Genomic DNA, 17,568 nt, shown 5'->3' with positions numbered 1-17,568 from the left:
CACAAGCTGCTTGCTTAGGCTGCCCTAAAGGAAGGCGCGCGATCGGGCGCGAGAGGCCGCGCCAAGTAAAAAGGGCGTCGGCCGCGCACCCCGAAAGATGCGCGGCCGAGGAACCAAACCTTTGATTTTACGCAGGTATCCTGACGACGACCTCGGTCTTGTCGCCGGCTTTCGGCTCGAAAGAGGCCGATTTTTTCTTCGAACCATCGACTTCTAGCGAGATCGACTTGGTCTTTTTGTCGCGGATAACACGAAGCTTGATCTCGCCGTCGAACATCTTGAGCGTCGCGGCGTATCCGTCCCAGTGCCCGGGCAGCTTCGGCCTAAACGTGATCTCCTTGCCGCGCCGCTCGATACCGAGAATGCCCTCCACCGCGGCGCGGTAAAGCCAGCCGGCCGAGCCCGTGTACCAGGTCCAGCCGCCGCGGCCGCCCTTGCCTTCGCCGGCATAGATGTCGGCGGCCACGACATAGGGTTCCACGCGATAGTGCTCGGCCGCCGCCTCGTCCGAAGCGTGGTTGACCGGGTTCAGCATCGAGAAGCAGCGATAAGCCTCGTCAGTGCGGCCCATTTCAGCCAGCGCGATGACGAACCAGGTCGCGGCATGGGTATATTGGCCGCCATTCTCGCGCACCCCCGGCGGATAGCTCTTGATATAGCCGGGATCCTTCTCGCTTTTCGAGAAGGGCGGCGTGAACAGCTTGACGATCTTGAGCTCGTCATCGACCAGCATCTTGGTCGCCTGTTCCATAGCCGTCGTCGAACGGGCAGGATCGCCCTCGCCCGACAGCACGCTCCAGGACTGGGCGATGGAATCGATCCTGCACTCGTCCGAATTATGCGAGCCGAGCGGCGTGCCGTCGTCGAAGCTGCCGCGCCGGTACCACTGGCCGTCCCAGGCGGTGCTTTCCAGCGCCCGTTTCAGCGCGTCCGCATGCTTGATCCAGGCCTGCGCCCGCTTGGTGTCGCCCTGCCCTTTGGCGACAGGCGCGAAGTCGGTGAGCGTCTTTAGCAGGAACCAGCCCAGCCACACGCTCTCGCCCTTGCCGCCCTCGCCGACACGGTTCATGCCGTCGTTCCAGTCGCCGCCAAGGATGAGCGGCAGGCCGGCGGGGCTGCTGCGCTTGATCGCGAGATCGAGCGCCCGCGCGCAATGTTCATAGAGCGGCGCGGTGTTCTTGGTGATCTCAGGCGTGAAGAACGCGTCATGCTCGCCCTCGCCGAGCTGCTGCCCGTCGATGAAGGGCAACTGCTCCTTGAGGATACCGGCGTCGCCCGTCACCTCGATGTAGCGGGCCGTCGCATGCGCCAGCCAGACTACGTCGTCCGAGATCATCGTGCGCACCCCGGCATCGGTGCGCGGCAGCCACCAATGCTGCACGTCGCCTTCCGGGAATTGCCGGCGCGCCGCATTAAGGATCTGGTCGCGCGCCAGCTTCGAGTCATGCGCCAGAAGCGAGAGCGTGTCCTGCAACTGGTCGCGGAAGCCGAACGCGCCGCTCGCCTGGTAGAAGGCCGAGCGCGCGCGGATGCGGCAGGCCAGGCTCTGGTAAGGCAGCCAATGGTTGACCATGGCGTTCATCGCTTCGTCGGGCGTCTCGACCTGGATGGTGTCGAGGAAGCCGCGCCAGACGCGCTCGTTATCGGCCAGGCGCTGATCGAAATCCTTGCCGCGATGGGTCTGCACCAGTGCGCTCGCCTCGGCGGGCGTGGCAGCGTCGCCAAGCAGCCAGGACAGTGTCACGTCGCCGCCGGCGGGAATGTCGATGTCGCTGGCGACGACAGCGCAGGGATCGTCGCCCGCCTCGATGCGGCCGGAAAGCGCAAGCCCGCCAAGCACGGCCTGCGGATATTCGGTCGTGCCGTGCCTGCCGATGAACTCGCTGCGGTCGGCGGTTACCGAATGGACAGGATGGCTGGCTGCCAGGAAGGCGACACGCTCGCCGAAGTCGAGGCCATAGGGATTCTGCGCCAGCATAGCGCCGGTGGCGGCGTCGCGCGACGGCACGATGGTCGCCGCCGTGCGCGAGCGATGGCCGCCCAGCACCCATTCGGCATAGGCGTAAATGCGCAGCCGCGCCGGCGCCGGGCCGGCATTCTGGATGCGCAGCCGGGTGATCTTCACGGGATCGGTGGGATCGACCACCTGCGTCAGGTCCATCGACAGCGAACCGCGCTTGGAGCGGAAGGTCGAGAAGCCCTGGCCGTGCCAGGTCTCATAGATCATCGACGGATCGCGAACCGTCGCAGCCATCGGCGAGAAGGCCTTGCCGCTCAATTGGTCGAAAATATAGAAGCCTTCGCCCGGCCGGTTCGACACCGGGTCGTTCGACCACGGCGTCAGCTGGTAGTCGCGGCTGTTGCGGCTCCAGGTGAAGCCGGCGCCTTCGGCCGAGACGTGGAAGCCGAACGAGGCGTTGGAGATGACGTTGATCCAGGGCTGCGGCGTCGAACGCCGGCCGGTCAGCCGCGTCACATAGTGGCGGCCGTCGCCGTCGAAGCCGCCAAAGCCGTTCCAGAGGCTGAGACCGCTGCCGTCGGCGGCGATATCGGCTCCGTCCCGGCTTGCCGGCACCGGCAAGGGGAGCGGCGGAACGGGCTCGCGCGGCGTGCCGCCCTCGGCCTGCATCAAGGCGTCGCGAGCCTGGAGCGCCGCCGTCTCGGCACGTTCGAGCTGATCGAAGATCGTGCCGTTGCGGGTGTGCAGCACGACGCGCGCCACCGACAGCAAGGTCTTGTAGGTCGGCTCGTCCATCAGGTCGCGGCGCACCGCGAAGATGTGCTGGCGGGGCCCGAGCTCGCGGCCGCGCAGGCGGCTGTTCTCGCACAGCGTCTCCACCGCGCGCTGCAGGTCCTGCACATAGGACGAGGCCTGCTCGTTGACGACGACGAAGTCGATCATCATGCCCCGCGCCCGCATATATTCCTGGAAGCGGAGCGCCTGGGCGACGATCTCGAGATCGGCGACGTCGCCGATGCGCACGAGGAAGATCGGGAAATCGCCGGAGATGCTGGTCGGCCACAGGCTCGACTGGCGGCCGAGGCCCGACGCTATGGATTCCGCCGGCAGGCGCAGGAACGGATCGGGATAGATCAAATAGCGCGCCAGCTTCTGCACATTGGCGGCGTCGGTGAGGCTGAGCCCCAGATGGCGCGTCTGCACCTGGCTGCGCGTCCAGGCAAGCATGGCCTGGCGGGCGAAGCTCTCCTGGTGGTCGAGACGGGCGATCGCCTCGTCGAGCTCGCCGCGATTGGCGCCGACGGCGGTCCAGAAGGTCAGCGATATCTTCTTGTTGGCCGGAACGCGCACCTGGCGGCGCAGCGCCGCTACTGGGTCGAGCGTGAAGCCCTGGCTGCCCGAAAGCCTGACGCCGGGGTCGAAGGCGACGGCATCGGCGATGGTGCGGCCACGGCCGATGAAGGCGCGCCGGTCGGTCTCGGCCTCGGCATCGCGCGACGGGCCGGACGGGTCGGTGACGAAATGCACCATGGTGAGGTCGGGATCGTTGTTGTCGCGCTTGCGCCTTGTGGCGAAGATCGCGCTGTTGTTCGGCGCGATCTCGGTCTCGACGAACATCTTGGAGAACGCCGGATGCGCGTTGTCCGAAGTCTCGTTGCCGAGCACCAGCTCGGCGAAGGAAGTCACTTCGATGTGCCGGTCGGTGGCGCCGTCATTGTAGAGCGTGATGCGGCGGCCTTCGCCATTGCCTTCTGAAATGACGATGCATTCGACTTCCGAACGCAGCGAACCCACCGTCTTGGTGAAGCTCGCCTTGTCGTCGCCAAACAGCGTCTGGACGCGCTCGCCCTCGGCGCGCTTCGGCTCCGCGGTGGCGGACCACCAGTCGCCGGTCGCCGCGTCGCGCAGGAAGATATAGGAGCCGAGGCGATCCTCGCTCGGATCCGGCTGCCAGCGGGTGACGGCAAGCTCGCCGAAGCGGCTGTAGCCGGAGCCGGTGGCGGTGACCATGACCGAATAGCGGCCGTTGGACATGACGTTGGTCGCCCGCAGCGCCTTGATCGGATCGAGCACGACACGGCTGTCCGGGCTCTCGGCCTCGGTCTCGTCCTTGGAGCGCTCGTCGGCTTCCGTCCTGACGGTCGCCGTCGGAATGTCGCGCGGCGCCTTCTCCTGCAGCAGAAGCTCGGCCGATTCGATCACCGGGTCGCTGTGGAAACGCTCGCGCAGCCGGCCCTCGAAAATAGCGTCGGCTACTGCCGCGATCGTCATGCCGGAATGGTGCGCCATATAGTTCTGCACCACAGCGTGGTCGGTGCCTTCGGGCACGCGTTGCGGCGTGAAATCGACCGCGTCGTAGAAGCCGTGGCGGCCGAGCGCGCCGATCGAACGCAGCCGCTGCAGGTTCTGCACCGCCTCGCGCGGATTGAACTGTGCGGCCAGGATCGTCGCATAGGGCGCGATCACGGTGTTCTGGCCAAGGCCGCGCTTCAGGCCGAGCCCGGGCACGCCGAAATTGGTGTACTGATAGGTGAGCTCGCGATCGCGGGCGTTGTAGGCCGCTTCCGAAATGCCCCAAGGCACGTTCTTGGAACGCGCATACTGGATCTGGCGCTTGATGATGAGCTTGCTGGTCTGGTTGAGGATCGAGCCCTGCGGCTCCTTCATCACCAGCGGCGGCATCAGATACTCGAACATCGAGCCCGACCAGGACATCAGCGCCCCTTGGAAGCCGATCTCGACGATCGGCCGTCCCAGACGGAACCAGTGTTCGGTCGGCAGGTCGCCCTTGGCGATGGCGAACAGGCTGGTGAGCCGCGCCTCGGAAGCAAGCAGGTCGTAGCAGCTCTCGTCGAGTTGGCGCTCCTCGACGCGGTAACCGATCGAGAGCAGCTTGCGCTCCTGCCGCATCAGGAAGGAGAAATCCATCTCGAAGGCGTAGCGGCGACAGCGCTCGCGCAAGGCGAGCAGCTTGGCGCGCAGAGCGGCGACCGCGCTATCGTCATTGTGCGAGTCGTGCACATGCGCCTCGCAGGTCGCTTCCAGCCTGGCCGCCCAATCGGCGATGACATCGCTCTTCGGCGATGCCGCCTCGGTGTGGATGGCGGTGGCGAGCTTGCGGATTTCGCCCGCCAGTACCGCAAGGTTGATGGTGCGGATCGACGCCATCTCGGGCTGCGCCTTGATGGTCGCCACCGCGCGGCGCATGCCATCGAGACGGTCGGCAAGGCGCTGGCGCAGCGGCCGAAGCTGCCGGCGGTCGTCCGGCAGCTCGTCCAGGCTCTCGTCAAGGATAGTGACGGTGTCGATGATGCCTTCGAAATCGCCTTGCAGATGCACGGAAGGCGCTTCGGCCCATTCGGCGCAGGACGCCGCCACCGCGACGAGATGTCCAGCGAGATTGCCGCTGTCGACCGCTGAGATGTAGAGCGGATAGAGCGGCTTCAGCGTCGTGGTGTCATACCAGTTATAGAGATGGCCGCGATCGCGCGGCATGTTCTCGATGGTCGTCATCGTGGCGTCGATGCGGGTGATGGCGTCCGACAGGCTGATCCAGCCGAAATCGCGCGCCGACACCACCGACAGCAGATAGACGCCGATATTGGTCGGCGAGGTGCGCGGCGCCACAACCGGCGCCGGGCTTTCCTGAAAATTGTCCGGCGGCAGGTGATGCTGCTCGGCCGTCACGAAGGTCTCGAAATAGTGCCAGGTGCGGCGCGCGAAGGTGCGCAGCGCGTGGATGTCGGCGGTCGAGATACGCAGCCTGTCCTCAGTCTCGGCCGAGCGGCTGATCCAGCAGGCGACGGCGGGCGAAGCGATCCAGAAGATGGCGAAGAAGAAGGCGACGAAGGCGCCGGTGGAATCGGCCAGCACCGGAATCGCCAGGCCAACGACGCCGATGATCACCGCGCCGTACATCATGCCGTAATAGGCGCCGAGATCGTTGCCGCCCTTGGCGGCTTGCGAGGCGGTACGCCATTCCAAAAGATTTTGCCGGCTGACGAAGAGCCGATAGATGGTGCGGATGATGGCATCGCCCATCATCCAGGCGAGATGCGCCATCAAAAGCACTTTCAACGCGACAAGCGCGGTGCCGAACACGGTATCGCGGGCCAAGGCGGAGAAATGGCCGCGCGGCGTCTGGTCGCCGCTCTTCGGCAGGATGCCGTTCACGATGTCGAAGGTCGGCGCCATGAACAGGCTGAGGATCATAAGAGCCTGCCACTGCGCCGCCTGGGTGAAGGGCAGCAGCGTCCAGCCGGCAATGCAGGCCATGACCCAGAAGATCGGGGTGACCGAGCGGCGCAGATTGTCGACCATCTTCCAGCGCGACAGCGCAGGCACGCCGGAGCGCGGGTCGAAGATGTAGCCGAGCAGCTGCCAGTCGCCGCGCGCCCAGCGGTGGTGGCGCGAGGCGTCGACCGAGTAGCGGGTCGGATAGTCCTCGACCAGCTCGACGTCGGTGACCAGCGCGGCGCGCGCCAGTGCGCCTTCGAGCAGATCGTGGCTGAGGATGGTGTTTTCGTCGATGCGGTTCTTCAGAGCCGCTTCGAAGGCGTCGATATGGTAGAGGCCCTTGCCGGTGAAGGAGCCGTCGCCGAAGACGTCCTGGTAGAGGTCGGAGACCGCGAAGACATAGGGGTCGAGACCGCGATTGGCCGAGAAGACGCGCTGGAAGAAGGAGGCGTCGTCGCCGCTGGTGAGCGAAGCGGTGATGCGCGGCTGCAGGATGGTGTAGCCGGCGGTGACGATGCGCTTGACCGGATCGAAATGCGGGCGGTTCAGCGGATGGGCGAGCTTGCCGACCAGGTCCGAAACCGCGTCGCGCGTGGTGCGCGTGTCGGCGTCGAGCGTCATCACATAGACGACGTTTTCCGGCAGCGGCACGTCGAGCGGCAGGAAGGTCGTATCACTGTCGCCGCGCAAAAGAAGGTTCAACTCATGCAGCTTGCCGCGCTTGCGCTCCCAACCCATCCAGCAGCCCTGCGCCTGGTTGTAGAGCCGGCGGCGATGCAAGAGGTAGAAGCGCGGCGAACCTTCGGACGGATAGCGGGCGTTGAGCCTGGCGATCTCGTCGCGGGCGTATTGCAGGATCTCGATGTCTGCGACGTCGATCTCGGTCTTGGAATCCGGCCAGTCGGACAACAGCGCGAAACGGATCTCGTCCGCCGTGTTGGCGAGGTGGTGCACCTCGATGTTGCGGATGTTTTCCTCGACGTCGTCGCGCGAGCCGATCAGCGAAGGCACCACGACCAAGGTGCGCGATTCGGCCGGGATGCCGTGCTTGTTGTAATCGTAGCCGACAAGCCTGGTCGGCTTCAGGAACAGCGCTACCACGGTGTTGAAGAAGGCCAGCGCGCCTTCGCTGGCTGGAACGGCGAACAGCGCCAGCATCAGCGTGATCGATTCCACCGACAGGCCGAGATTGACGAGCGCTTTGCCCGACAGCACCAGCAGCAGCGCCGTCAACAGGAAAACCGGCACGACGATGCCCAGCCAGCCGGCGCTGGCAAAGCCTCGTTTGAAGGTCACATAGAAAGGCGGCCGGTAGCCGATCGCCCTTTCCAGCTCCTGCCGGCGCGGGCCGACCAGGAAGAAGCCGACATCGGTGTGCACGGCGGGGTCCGCTGTTTCCGGCACGCCGGACGCATCGGTGAGGCCGGGCGTGTGGCCGGCAAGCTCGATCGCCTTTTCGGCGACGCGGTACTCGGAGAGATGCGAGCGGCGCGCCAGCTGTTCGATCGCGGTGCGGTACTGGTCGCGCGAGAAGAAATCGAGGTTGGCGAAATCGGTCTTGTCGCGCAGCAGCGTGTCGATGCGGCTGACGCCCTCGAACCAGACCGTCCAGTCGACGTCATTGATGAGGCGCAGACCGCGAATGATGTTGCCGGTGGTGACATTGCCCGAGGACAGCGTCTGATGCTCGGAGATGATGATCTCCTCGGCATCGGAACCGGTCTTTTCGAGCTCGCCTTCCAGCCATTCCAGCGCGCGGCCGGCGTTCTGCGATCCGTCGCGCAGGCGGTAGAGCAGTTGGGTGGCGAAGGTGGTGTCCTGCGCATGCGCGCTGTAGTTCGATAGGATCCTGGTGCGGTCGGCATTGTCGTCGGTCGCCAGAACCCGGTCGGCGACCTCGTTGGCGGTCTGGCGCATCTGCCTGGTGCGCTCGACGCGCACGGCGATGCGGCGCAGGTTCTCGATGAGCACGAAGCGCAACAGCGACGGCAGCGCCCAGAGCTCGCCGATCTTCATCGGCTCGACCGACTGGAAACCCTCGACGATCGCCTTGAACATGTTGGCCGAGACGGAGCTGTCGGAATGCTCGACATAGCTCCAGGCCACGACGAAGGCGCGTGGCAGCACCGTGCCGTCGCCGAGCGTGAGCGTCGGCAACTGCCGGTAGAAGCGGCGCGGCAGGTCGCGCTTGACCTGGAAGATGGTCTCCTCGACGAGGTAATTGTTGTCCAGCAGCCATTGTGCGGCCGGCGTGATGGTCTCGCCCTTGGCCTGCGCCGCATTGGTCGAGCGGTAGACTTCGAGAATTTTCTTGGCGCTATCGCGGATGCGTGCCTGGAACTCGAACGGGGCGAGGCCGAACAATTCCTTGACCTCGCCCTTGGCGAGCGCGACGCCCAAGCCACGCAGCCGGTCCTCAGGCAGGAAATTGGAGCGTATCGGCGCGTCCGTCGCCGCCGGGAAGCCGGCGCTTGTCTGTTCGATCTTGTTGGGATTGGTCTGAATGTTCATTGAAAATTCCGTAAGCGGGGGCGCAATGCGGCGTCACCGCCACGGCAATGGCCCTAAAACCGGTTCAATTGCAATTGGTTGCATCACTGATCGGCCGAAAGTTTGTTTTGCGCACCACAACCGGGGCGTGCCCTTTCGACAGCTCGTGGGCGAACGCCCCTCGCTCTCCGCCCCCGGTTGGATCAGGGCAAGGATTCGGGCTTTTTCGTGGTACATGCAAGGGGCCGGGCGATAATTCGCCCAAGCCGCGATCATGTTTGGCAACAGCCGTTAATGGTTGGCGGCGAGGCGGTGGAGCCCGATCACGAAAAGCAGGCCCCGCCCCTTAGGCTGAAGCCGCAATTCCGGGCTGTCGCGGTCGAGGATCAGCGTGTCGAGCGGTCCGAGGCTCGGCCCATCGTCCGTGAGGGGCGTGGCGCCGGCACCGACGGCAAGAACGAGCGTGGTGTCGGCGCGCGGCGCGATCCGAATCTCGGCGGTGAAAGACCGGCGCTCGACCTCATGGGTCATGCGGCCACGGCGGGTCATGATGTTGAGATCGGTGATCGGGCCGCCGATCAGCGCCGCGCCGGTCGGCACGTCGCCCGGAAAGGCGAGCGGCGCCGAGGCCATGGTCAACCGCGCCGGCGCCTGGCCGGCAATGTCGAGAACGATCCCTTCGCCTTCCAGCACCGACAGTGTTCGATCTATGCCTGCGAAGCTTGAGAACGGGCCGCTCGTATCGACCCGGGCCATCGAGACGCGCCAGTCGAAATCCTCGAGCCCGGCGCCGCCGGGCGAAACGGCGATTTCGGTCGTCGTGCCGCCGCCATTCTTCCACGGCATGACGCGGTAATCGGCGGCACGAAGGATGCGCATTTGGCTCAGACCCGGACGACTTCAAGTCGATTCGACCTGAAATCATCCGGCTCTGTCTTTTTGGTGAGGAGCATGATGTTATCCGAAAACCGCTTCACACTTTTCGGCATCATGCTCTAGCCCAGGATGCCCGGCAGGTTCAGTTGGTGCTCCTTGGCGCACTGGATGGCGATGTCGTAGCCGGCATCGGCATGGCGCATGACGCCGGTCGCCGGATCGTTCCACAACACGCGCTCCAGGCGCTTTGCCGCGTCAGCCGTGCCGTCGGCGACGATGACCATGCCGGCATGCTGCGAGAAGCCCATGCCGACGCCGCCGCCATGGTGCAGCGACACCCAGGTCGCGCCCGACGCGGTGTTGAGCAGCGCGTTGAGCAGCGGCCAGTCGGAAACGGCGTCGGAGCCGTCCTTCATCGCTTCGGTCTCGCGATTCGGCGAGGCGACCGAGCCGGAATCGAGATGGTCGCGGCCGATGACGACAGGCGCCTTGAGCTCGCCCTTGGCCACCATCTCATTAAAAGCGAGGCCGAGGCGATGGCGATCACCGAGACCGACCCAGCAGATGCGCGCCGGCAATCCCTGGAACGAGATGCGCTCGCGCGCCATGTCCAACCAGTTGTGGAGATGCGTATTACCGGGGGTCAGCTCGCGCACCTTGGCGTCGGTTTTGTAGATATCCTCCGGATCGCCCGAGAGCGCCGCCCAGCGGAACGGACCGATACCGCGGCAGAACAGCGGCCGGATATAGGCCGGCACGAAGCCCGGGAAAGCGAAGGCGTTCTCGAAACCCTCGTCCTTGGCGACCTGGCGGATGTTGTTGCCGTAGTCGAGCGTCGGCACGCCGGCGTTCCAGAACGCCACCATCGCCTCGACATGCTCGCGCATCGATGCTCGGGCGGCCTTTTCGACGGCCCTCGGATCCGAGATGCGCTTCTCGCGCCACTCGGCCATCGTCCAGCCCTTCGGCAGATAGCCGTTGATCGGGTCATGCGCCGAGGTCTGGTCGGTGAGAATGTCGGGGCGGATGCCGCGTTTGAACATCTCCGGCACGATCTCGGCGGCGTTGCCGAGAAGCCCGACCGATTTTGCTTCGCCGGCCTTGGTCCAGCGATTGATCATGTCCATCGCTTCGTCGAGCGTCTCGGCCTTCTCGTCGACATAGCGGGTGCGCAGGCGGAAATCGATCGAGTCCGGGTTGCACTCAATCGCGAGGCAGGAAGCGCCGGCCATGACGGCGGCCAGAGGCTGGGCGCCACCCATGCCACCGAGGCCGCCGGTCAGGATCCATTTGCCCTTGAGGTCGCCATTATAGTGCTGGCGGCCGGCTTCCACGAAAGTCTCGTAGGTGCCCTGAACGATGCCTTGCGTGCCGATATAGATCCAGGAGCCGGCCGTCATCTGGCCGTACATCATCAGGCCCTTCCTATCGAGCTCATTGAACTTCTCCCAGGTCGCCCAGTGCGGCACGATGTTGGAGTTGGCGATGAGCACGCGCGGCGCATTGGCGTGGGTCTTGAAGACGCCGACCGGCTTGCCCGACTGCACCAGCAACGTCTCGTCCTCGCCCAGCGTCTTCAGCGACGCGACGATACGGTCGAAATCGTTCCAGGTGCGCGCCGCCCGACCGATGCCGCCATAGACGACGAGCTCGTTCGGGTTCTCGGCGACCTCGGGATCGAGGTTGTTCATCAGCATGCGCAGCGGCGCTTCCGTCGTCCAGTAGCGAGCATTGAGCTTGTCGCCGCGGGGGGCGCGCACTTCACGTATGTTGTGACGAGGATCGGTCATCATTGTCCCTTTCAAGCAAGGCGGGCGGCGCGGGTCAGCGCCCGGCCCAGTCAATGGCGGTTTCGAGGATTGTTTTCAGCGTGGCGCGGATCGGCGCGGCATAGCTTGGGTCGTAAGGCACCGGCCAATTTTCCGGCGAACCTTTTTCCGCAGGCTCGCGCATGTAGCCACGGTTGGAGAGCTCCATCTGCAGCGCATGCACGCCGTTCCCGGGCTGGCCGAAGCTTCTGGTGATCCAGCCGCCCTTGAAGCGGCCGTTGACCACCCAGGTCTCGCCGGTCGCGGCCAGGATGGCGGCCACTTTTTCCTGCAGCACGGGATCGGTGCTCTTGCCGTCATTGGTGCCAAGGTTGAAGATCGGCAGCGTGCCGTCGAACAGGCGCGGCAGCACCGAGCGGATCGAATGGCAGTCATAGAGCACGATCTTGTCATGTATGCCGCGCAGCCGGTCGATCTCGGCCTGCAGGGCGGCATGGTAAGGCTCGAAATAGGTCTCGCGGCGCTGGTCGATCTCGGATGGGCTCGGCTCCTCACCCATGCGGTAGAGCGGATCGCCGTCAAACGTGTCTGTCGGGCAAAGGGTGGTCGTCGCCTGCCCGGGATAGAGCGAAACGCCCGACGGATCGCGGTTGACGTCGATAACGGTACGCGAGATGGCGGTGTGCACGACGGTTGCGCCGAGGTCGGCGGCGAAATCATAGAGCTTGTCGATCCACCAGTCGCAGTCGCGCCGCCCGAGCCAAGTCGAGACGAGGCGCGAGTCGAGGCCGGCGAGGTCGATGCCGGTGTGCGGGATCGAAACCAGCAGCGGCGCGGTGCCCTGGGTGACGGTGAGCCAATTGGGCGAGGTCATGAGAGACCTCCACACGTTGGCGCCCTACGGCGCCCCCCTCTGCCCTGCCGGGCATCTCCCCCTCTTGGGGGGAAATCAGATGTCACGACGGCTTTCGCCAATCGCCTGCGTTGAAGGAAGAGCGGCGCCAAAGCCGCTGCTGATCTCCCCCCTAGAGGGGGAGATGGCCGGCAGGACAGAGGGGGGCGCGAAGGAACTCGACCTCTCATAGCGTGAAGCCTCACGACGCGATCCCCGGCAGCTTCACGGCACCCGCCGCATTCACTGCGGCGCCGCTGCGGACCATGGCGATCGCCTTCTCCATGTCGGGATGGAAATGGCGGTCATTGTCGAGATGCGGGACTTCGGCCCGGACCAATTTGCGCACCGCCTCCAGCGCCTCGCTGGATGCAAGCGGCGCGTGAAAATCGCAGCCTTGCGCGGCGGCCAACAATTCGATGCCGATGACGGCGGTCGCATTCTCGATCATGCCGAGCAGCCGGCGCGCGCCGTGGGCGGCCATCGAGACATGATCTTCCTGGTTGGCCGACGTCGGAATGGAATCGACGCTCGCCGGGTAGGCCTTCTGCTTGTTTTCGGAAACGAGGGCCGCCGCCGTCACCTGCGGGATCATGAAACCGGAGTTCAGACCGGGCTTCGGCGTGAGGAAGGCCGGCATGCCGGACAATGCCGGGTCGACCAGCATGGCAATGCGACGCTCCGACAGCGAGCCGATCTCGCAGACGGCAAGCGCAATCATGTCGGCGGCGAAGGCCACCGGCTCGGCGTGGAAATTGCCGCCCGAGAGCGCGGTGTCGTCCTCGGCGAAGATCAGCGGGTTGTCGGTGACGCCGTTGGCTTCCGTCTCGAGCGTGTCGGCGGCCTTGCGCAGTACGTCGAGCGCAGCGCCCATCACCTGCGGCTGGCAGCGCAGGCAGTACGGATCCTGCACGCGCTCGTCGCCGACACGGTGCGATTCACGAATGGCGCTGCCGGCCATGAGGTTGCGCAGCGCGTCCGCCGTCTCGATCTGGCCGCGATGCTTGCGCAACAGATGGATGCGCGGGTCGAAGGGTGCGTCCGAACCTTTGGCCGCATCGGTCGACAGCGCGCCGGCGACCAGCGCCGACTGGTAGAGAACCTCGGCCTCGAACAGGCCGGCGAGCGCGAAGGCGGTGGAGAACTGCGTGCCGTTGAGCAGTGCGAGACCCTCCTTGGCGCCTAATGTCACCGCCTCCAGTCCATGCGAGACGAAGGCCACCTTGGCCGGGAACCGGCCATGCGGGGTAAAGCATTCGCCGACGCCGATCATGACGGCGGTCATATGCGAAAGCGGCGCGAGGTCGCCGGAAGCGCCGACCGAGCCTTGCGCGGGCACCACCGGAATGACGTCGTTGGCGAGCATTGCTTCCAGCAATTCTATGGTCTGAGGCCGCACGCCGGATGCGCCCTGGGCCAGGCTGGCGAGCTTCAGCGCCATCATCAGCCGCACCACGGCGACAGGCATCGGCTCGCCGACGCCGGCGGCATGCGAGAGCACGATGTTGCGCTGGAGCGTTTCGAGGTCGTCAGCCGGGATGCGGACGCTGGCCAGCTTGCCGAAGCCGGTGTTGATGCCATAGACCGGCTCGCCCTTGGCGACGATGCGGGCGACGGCCTCGGCGCTGTCCCGGATCTTCGGCCGGCAGGCGGCGTCAAGCTTCGGCACGGCGCCGCGATAGATGGCGCGCCAGTCGGCAAGCGTGGCGCTGCCGGGCTTCAGGGTAAGTTCCGTCATTGTCCTCTCCAGATACGGGCATGGAGCGGGTTGAAGCCCATGCGGTAGACGAGTTCGGCCGGGCGCTCGATGTCCCAGATGGCGAGATCGGCCGATTTGCCGGCTTCCAGCGTGCCGGTCTGTTCAAGCAAGCCCAACGCCCGCGCGGCTTCGCGGGTGACGCCGGCGAGGCATTCGTCGACGGTCATGCCGAACAGCGTCGCGGCCATGTTCATGGTGAGCAGCAGCGAGGTGAGCGGCGAGGTACCGGGATTGGAGTCGGTGGCGACAGCCATCTTCACGCCGTGGCGGCGGAAGAGATCGACCGGCGGCTTCTTGGTCTCGCGGATGAAGTAGTAGGCGCCGGGCAGGATGGTCGCCACGGTGCCGGCCTTGGCCATCGCGGTGGCTCCCTCCTCGTCCGTATATTCGAGATGGTCGGCCGACAAGGCGCCATAGCGGGCGGCAAGCGCCGCGCCATGCAGATTGGACAGCTGGTCGGCGTGGAGTTTTACCGGCAGGCCGAGCGCCTTGGCCCTGTCGAACACGCGTGCCATTTGCTCCGGCGAGAAGGCGATACCCTCGCAAAAGCCGTCGACCGCGTCGGCGAGTTTTTCGGCGGCAACCTCGGGAAGGATCGTGCCGGCGACGAGATCGATGAAGGCATCCTTGTCGCCCTTGGCTTCCGGCGGTAACGCGTGCGCGGCGAGACATGTCGTGCGGATCGTCACCGGACGCTCATTGGCCAGACGGCGGGCGGCGCGCAGCGACTTTTTCTCATTCTCGGCATCGAGGCCGTAGCCGGACTTGACCTCGACGGTGGTGACGCCTTCGGCGATCAGCGCGTCGAGCCGCGGCAGCGTCTCAGCGACAAGCTCGTCTTCGCTCGCGGCGCGCAGCGACTTGACCGAGGAGACGATGCCGCCGCCGGCGCGCGCCACTTCTTCATAGGTGGCGCCGGCCAGACGCATCTCGAATTCGTTGGCGCGGTTGCTGGCATAGACAAGATGGGTATGGCAGTCGATCAGGCCGGGCGTGATCCAGCGTCCTGAGCAATCCATCCTCTCGGCGCCCTGCCCGACCGAAGCCGGCATGTCGGCCTCGGGGCCGGCATAGAGAATAAGCCCGTCGCGCGCGGCGACCGCGCCTTTCTCGTCGATGCCGAGACCGGCCGCACCCTCGGCCATGGTCGCCAGGCGCGCATTGCGCCAGACCCGATGGCCGCTCCTGTTGTTTGCTCCACCCATCATCTTTTCCATTTGAAAGGATGACGATTATGTATATACATATTGAAACGCGACGCAAGCAATATCGTCCAATATCGTCGCTCACGCATCGAGATTTGGAGACGCAGGTGACGGCGATCTTTGCGGAACAGGGGCTTCTGCCCGAGAGCTGGCAAAGCAATGTCAGGATCGTCTTCGAAGATGGCCGCATCTCGAAGGTCGAGGCCAGCGCTGCCGCTCGGGCCGGTGACGAACGCCATGCCATCGTTGTGCCCGGTATGCCCAATTTGCACAGCCACGCCTTCCAGCGCGGCATGGCGGGTTTGGCCGAATTACGCGGCCCTTCGGCCGACAGTTTCTGGAGCTGGCGCGAAGTGATGTACCGCTTCGCGCTGTCGATGACGCCGGACCAGGTCGAGGCTGTGGCGGCGCAGCTCTATGTCGAAATGCTGGAGGCCGGCTTTTCGCGCGTCGGCGAGTTCCATTATCTGCATCACGACCGCGACGGGCAGCCTTATGCCAATATCGCTGAGATGGCCGAGCGAATCTCAGCTGCCGCCTCAGACACCGGCATCGGCCTGACGCTGCTGCCGGTTTTTTACGCCCATTCGTCCTTCGGCGGCGCGGCTCCCAATGAGGGCCAGCGGCGATTCATCAATGATGTCGAGCGCTTCGGACGTCTGCTTGAGAAAAGCCGCGAGGCGGTTCATTCGCTGGAGCAGGCCGTCGTCGGCGTTGCGCCGCACAGCCTGCGCGCCGCAACGCCGGACGAACTCGATGCGGTCGCCGCGATGGCGCCGGACGGCCCGATCCACATCCATGTCGCCGAGCAGATGAAGGAAGTCGAGGACTGCGTCGCCTGGTCGGGCAAGCGTCCGGTCGAATTCCTGCTGGCCAACGCCAAAGTCGACAAGCGCTGGTGCCTGATCCACGCCACCCATATGACCGAGGCCGAGACGATTGCCATGGCCCGGACCGGCGCCGTCGCCGGACTCTGTCCGATCACCGAAGCCAATCTCGGTGACGGTACGTTCGCGGCGCCACTGTTCATCGAGCATGGCGGCCGCTTTGGCGTCGGCTCCGACTCCAATGTGCTGATCGGCCTGCCGGACGAGCTTCGGCAGCTCGAATATTCGCAGCGCCTCGCCCATCGCGCCCGCAATGTGCTGGCCCGCACCGGCGGCTCGACGGGGCGCGCCCTGTTCGACGCCTCGCTCGACGGCGGCAGCCAGGCGCTCGGCACCGGTCCGGCGCAAATTGCCGCCGGCAGCCCCGCCGATTTGGTCTCGCTCGACGCTGGCCATCCTTCGCTTGCCGGCAAGGCTGGCGACGCGATCCTCGACACCTGGATTTTCGCCAATGGCAGCAAGGTCGATTGCGTGTGGGTGCATGGCAAGAAGCAGGTCAGCGGCGGCAGACATGCCAAGCGCGAGGCGGTTGCCAAGCGGTTCCGCGAAGTCATGACCGCATTGTCGCAGGGCTGAACAGGAACATCCGATGAGCCTTGTCGAGATAGATGACATCGAAGGCGGCGAGATCCTCTCGCTGCATCAACGCATCCTGTCGGATATCCGCGAAAAGATCCTGTCGGGCGCCTGGGCGCCGGGCCATCGCATCCCCTTCGAGCACGAGCTGACGGATCACTACAATTGCTCGCGCATGACGGTGAACAAGGCGCTGTCGCAGTTGGCCAAGGCCGGGCTGATCGAGCGCCGCCGCCGCTCCGGTAGTTTCGTGCGCCAGCCGCAGTCGCAAGCGGCGGTGCTTGAGCTGCATGACATCAGAATCGAGGTCGAGGCGCTCGGCCTGCCCTATCGCTATGAGCGGCTGGAACGCGTCCAGCGGCGCAGTGGCACCGAAGACCGTGCGCTGCTCGGGCTCTCCCAATCAGGTCCGGTGCTCGCGCTGGAGGGCCTGCATTTTGCCGGCGAACGGCCGTTCGCGCTAGAGCAGCGGCTGATCAATCTTTCTGCGGTGGCCGAGGCAGCCGAGGAGGAATTTCTCGATGTCGCGCCGGGCCCCTGGCTGATCGGCCGCGTTCCGTGGAGCGAGGCCGAGCACCGCATCCGCGCCATGGCCGCCGACGAGACGATCGCCGATGCGCTAGACATCGACATGGGCGCGCCCTGCCTGGTGGTCGAACGCCGCACCTGGAGCGCCGAGCATCCGGTGACCCATGTACGGTTCATCTATCCGGCGGAGAGCCACACGCTGGTGGCGCGGTTTACCCCGTCGCAGGGGTGAGCTCTTCTCCTTCTCCCCTTGCGGGAGAAGGTGGATCGGCGCTTCAGCACCGAGACGGATGAGGGGTGTTCCAGCGGAGTGAGACGCTGGCATTCCCTGGAGCACCCCTCATCCGGCCGCTTCGCGGCCACCTTCTCCCACGAGGGGGAGAAGGGAAA

8 protein-coding genes are annotated in these 17,568 nt (G+C 65.4%); 2 read left to right on the top strand and 6 right to left on the bottom strand.

Features of this window, described 5'->3' with window-relative positions:
• Positions 1-127 precede the first annotated feature (127 nt).
• From LB523_RS06930 to hutI, 6 genes are all read right to left on the bottom strand, one after another.
• Positions 128-8,707 carry a GH36-type glycosyl hydrolase domain-containing protein gene (locus LB523_RS06930; RefSeq protein WP_224601727.1) on the bottom strand — a complete coding sequence of 2,860 codons (8,580 nt, stop codon included), beginning with the start codon at positions 8,705-8,707 and terminating at the stop codon, positions 128-130.
• Positions 8,708-8,977: 270 nt separating this feature from the next.
• Positions 8,978-9,565, bottom strand: a complete 588-nt coding sequence (locus LB523_RS06925; RefSeq protein WP_224601725.1) for a HutD family protein — start codon at positions 9,563-9,565, stop codon at positions 8,978-8,980.
• Between the two features lie 116 nt (positions 9,566-9,681).
• A complete protein-coding gene (hutU, locus tag LB523_RS06920; protein WP_224601723.1) occupies positions 9,682-11,355 on the bottom strand; it encodes a urocanate hydratase in 1,674 nt (557 codons plus the stop codon).
• A gap of 31 nt (positions 11,356-11,386) precedes the next feature.
• Positions 11,387-12,205 carry an N-formylglutamate deformylase gene (gene hutG, locus LB523_RS06915; protein WP_224544779.1) on the bottom strand — a complete coding sequence of 273 codons (819 nt, stop codon included), beginning with the start codon at positions 12,203-12,205 and terminating at the stop codon, positions 11,387-11,389.
• 220 nt (positions 12,206-12,425) lie between these two features.
• Complete coding sequence (gene hutH / locus LB523_RS06910) at positions 12,426-13,961, bottom strand: histidine ammonia-lyase (protein WP_224601721.1); 1,536 nt, start codon at positions 13,959-13,961, stop codon at positions 12,426-12,428.
• Positions 13,958-15,187 carry an imidazolonepropionase gene (gene hutI / locus LB523_RS06905; protein WP_224601719.1) on the bottom strand — a complete coding sequence of 410 codons (1,230 nt, stop codon included), beginning with the start codon at positions 15,185-15,187 and terminating at the stop codon, positions 13,958-13,960. The genes hutH and hutI overlap by 4 nt, the downstream gene beginning before the upstream one ends.
• Before the next feature lie 107 nt (positions 15,188-15,294).
• On the opposite strand from hutI, the gene LB523_RS06900 reads away from it, so the two are divergent.
• Together LB523_RS06900 and hutC are read left to right on the top strand one after the other, a co-directional pair.
• The gene (locus tag LB523_RS06900; protein ID WP_224601717.1) at positions 15,295-16,650 is read left to right on the top strand and encodes a formimidoylglutamate deiminase; all 1,356 of its coding nucleotides are present in this window, start codon (positions 15,295-15,297) and stop codon (positions 16,648-16,650) included.
• A gap of 13 nt (positions 16,651-16,663) precedes the next feature.
• Entirely contained in the window at positions 16,664-17,410 is a 747-nt protein-coding gene (hutC, locus tag LB523_RS06895) for a histidine utilization repressor (RefSeq protein ID WP_224601716.1), read from the top strand.
• Positions 17,411-17,568 lie beyond the last annotated feature (158 nt).

Origin of the sequence: Mesorhizobium sp. ESP-6-4 (genome assembly GCF_020164735.1) — a bacterium.
Taxonomy (GTDB): Bacteria; Pseudomonadota; Alphaproteobacteria; order Rhizobiales; family Rhizobiaceae; genus Mesorhizobium.
Note: the sequence above shows the minus strand (reverse complement) of the source record. Positions and strands in the feature narration are given on the sequence as shown.

Excerpts from the sequence above, each read along its gene's own strand:
- hutC (WP_224601716.1), top strand. The coding sequence starts at position 16,664 with ATGAGCCTTGTCGAGATAGATGACATCGAAGGCGGCGAGATCCTCTCG.
- LB523_RS06930 (WP_224601727.1), bottom strand. The coding sequence starts at position 8,707 with ATGAACATTCAGACCAATCCCAACAAGATCGAACAGACAAGCGCCGGC.
- hutU (WP_224601723.1), bottom strand. The coding sequence starts at position 11,355 with ATGATGACCGATCCTCGTCACAACATACGTGAAGTGCGCGCCCCCCGC.
- LB523_RS06925 (WP_224601725.1), bottom strand. The coding sequence starts at position 9,565 with ATGCGCATCCTTCGTGCCGCCGATTACCGCGTCATGCCGTGGAAGAAT.
- hutH (WP_224601721.1), bottom strand. The coding sequence starts at position 13,961 with ATGACGGAACTTACCCTGAAGCCCGGCAGCGCCACGCTTGCCGACTGG.
- hutI (WP_224601719.1), bottom strand. The coding sequence starts at position 15,187 with ATGGGTGGAGCAAACAACAGGAGCGGCCATCGGGTCTGGCGCAATGCG.
- hutG (WP_224544779.1), bottom strand. The coding sequence starts at position 12,205 with ATGACCTCGCCCAATTGGCTCACCGTCACCCAGGGCACCGCGCCGCTG.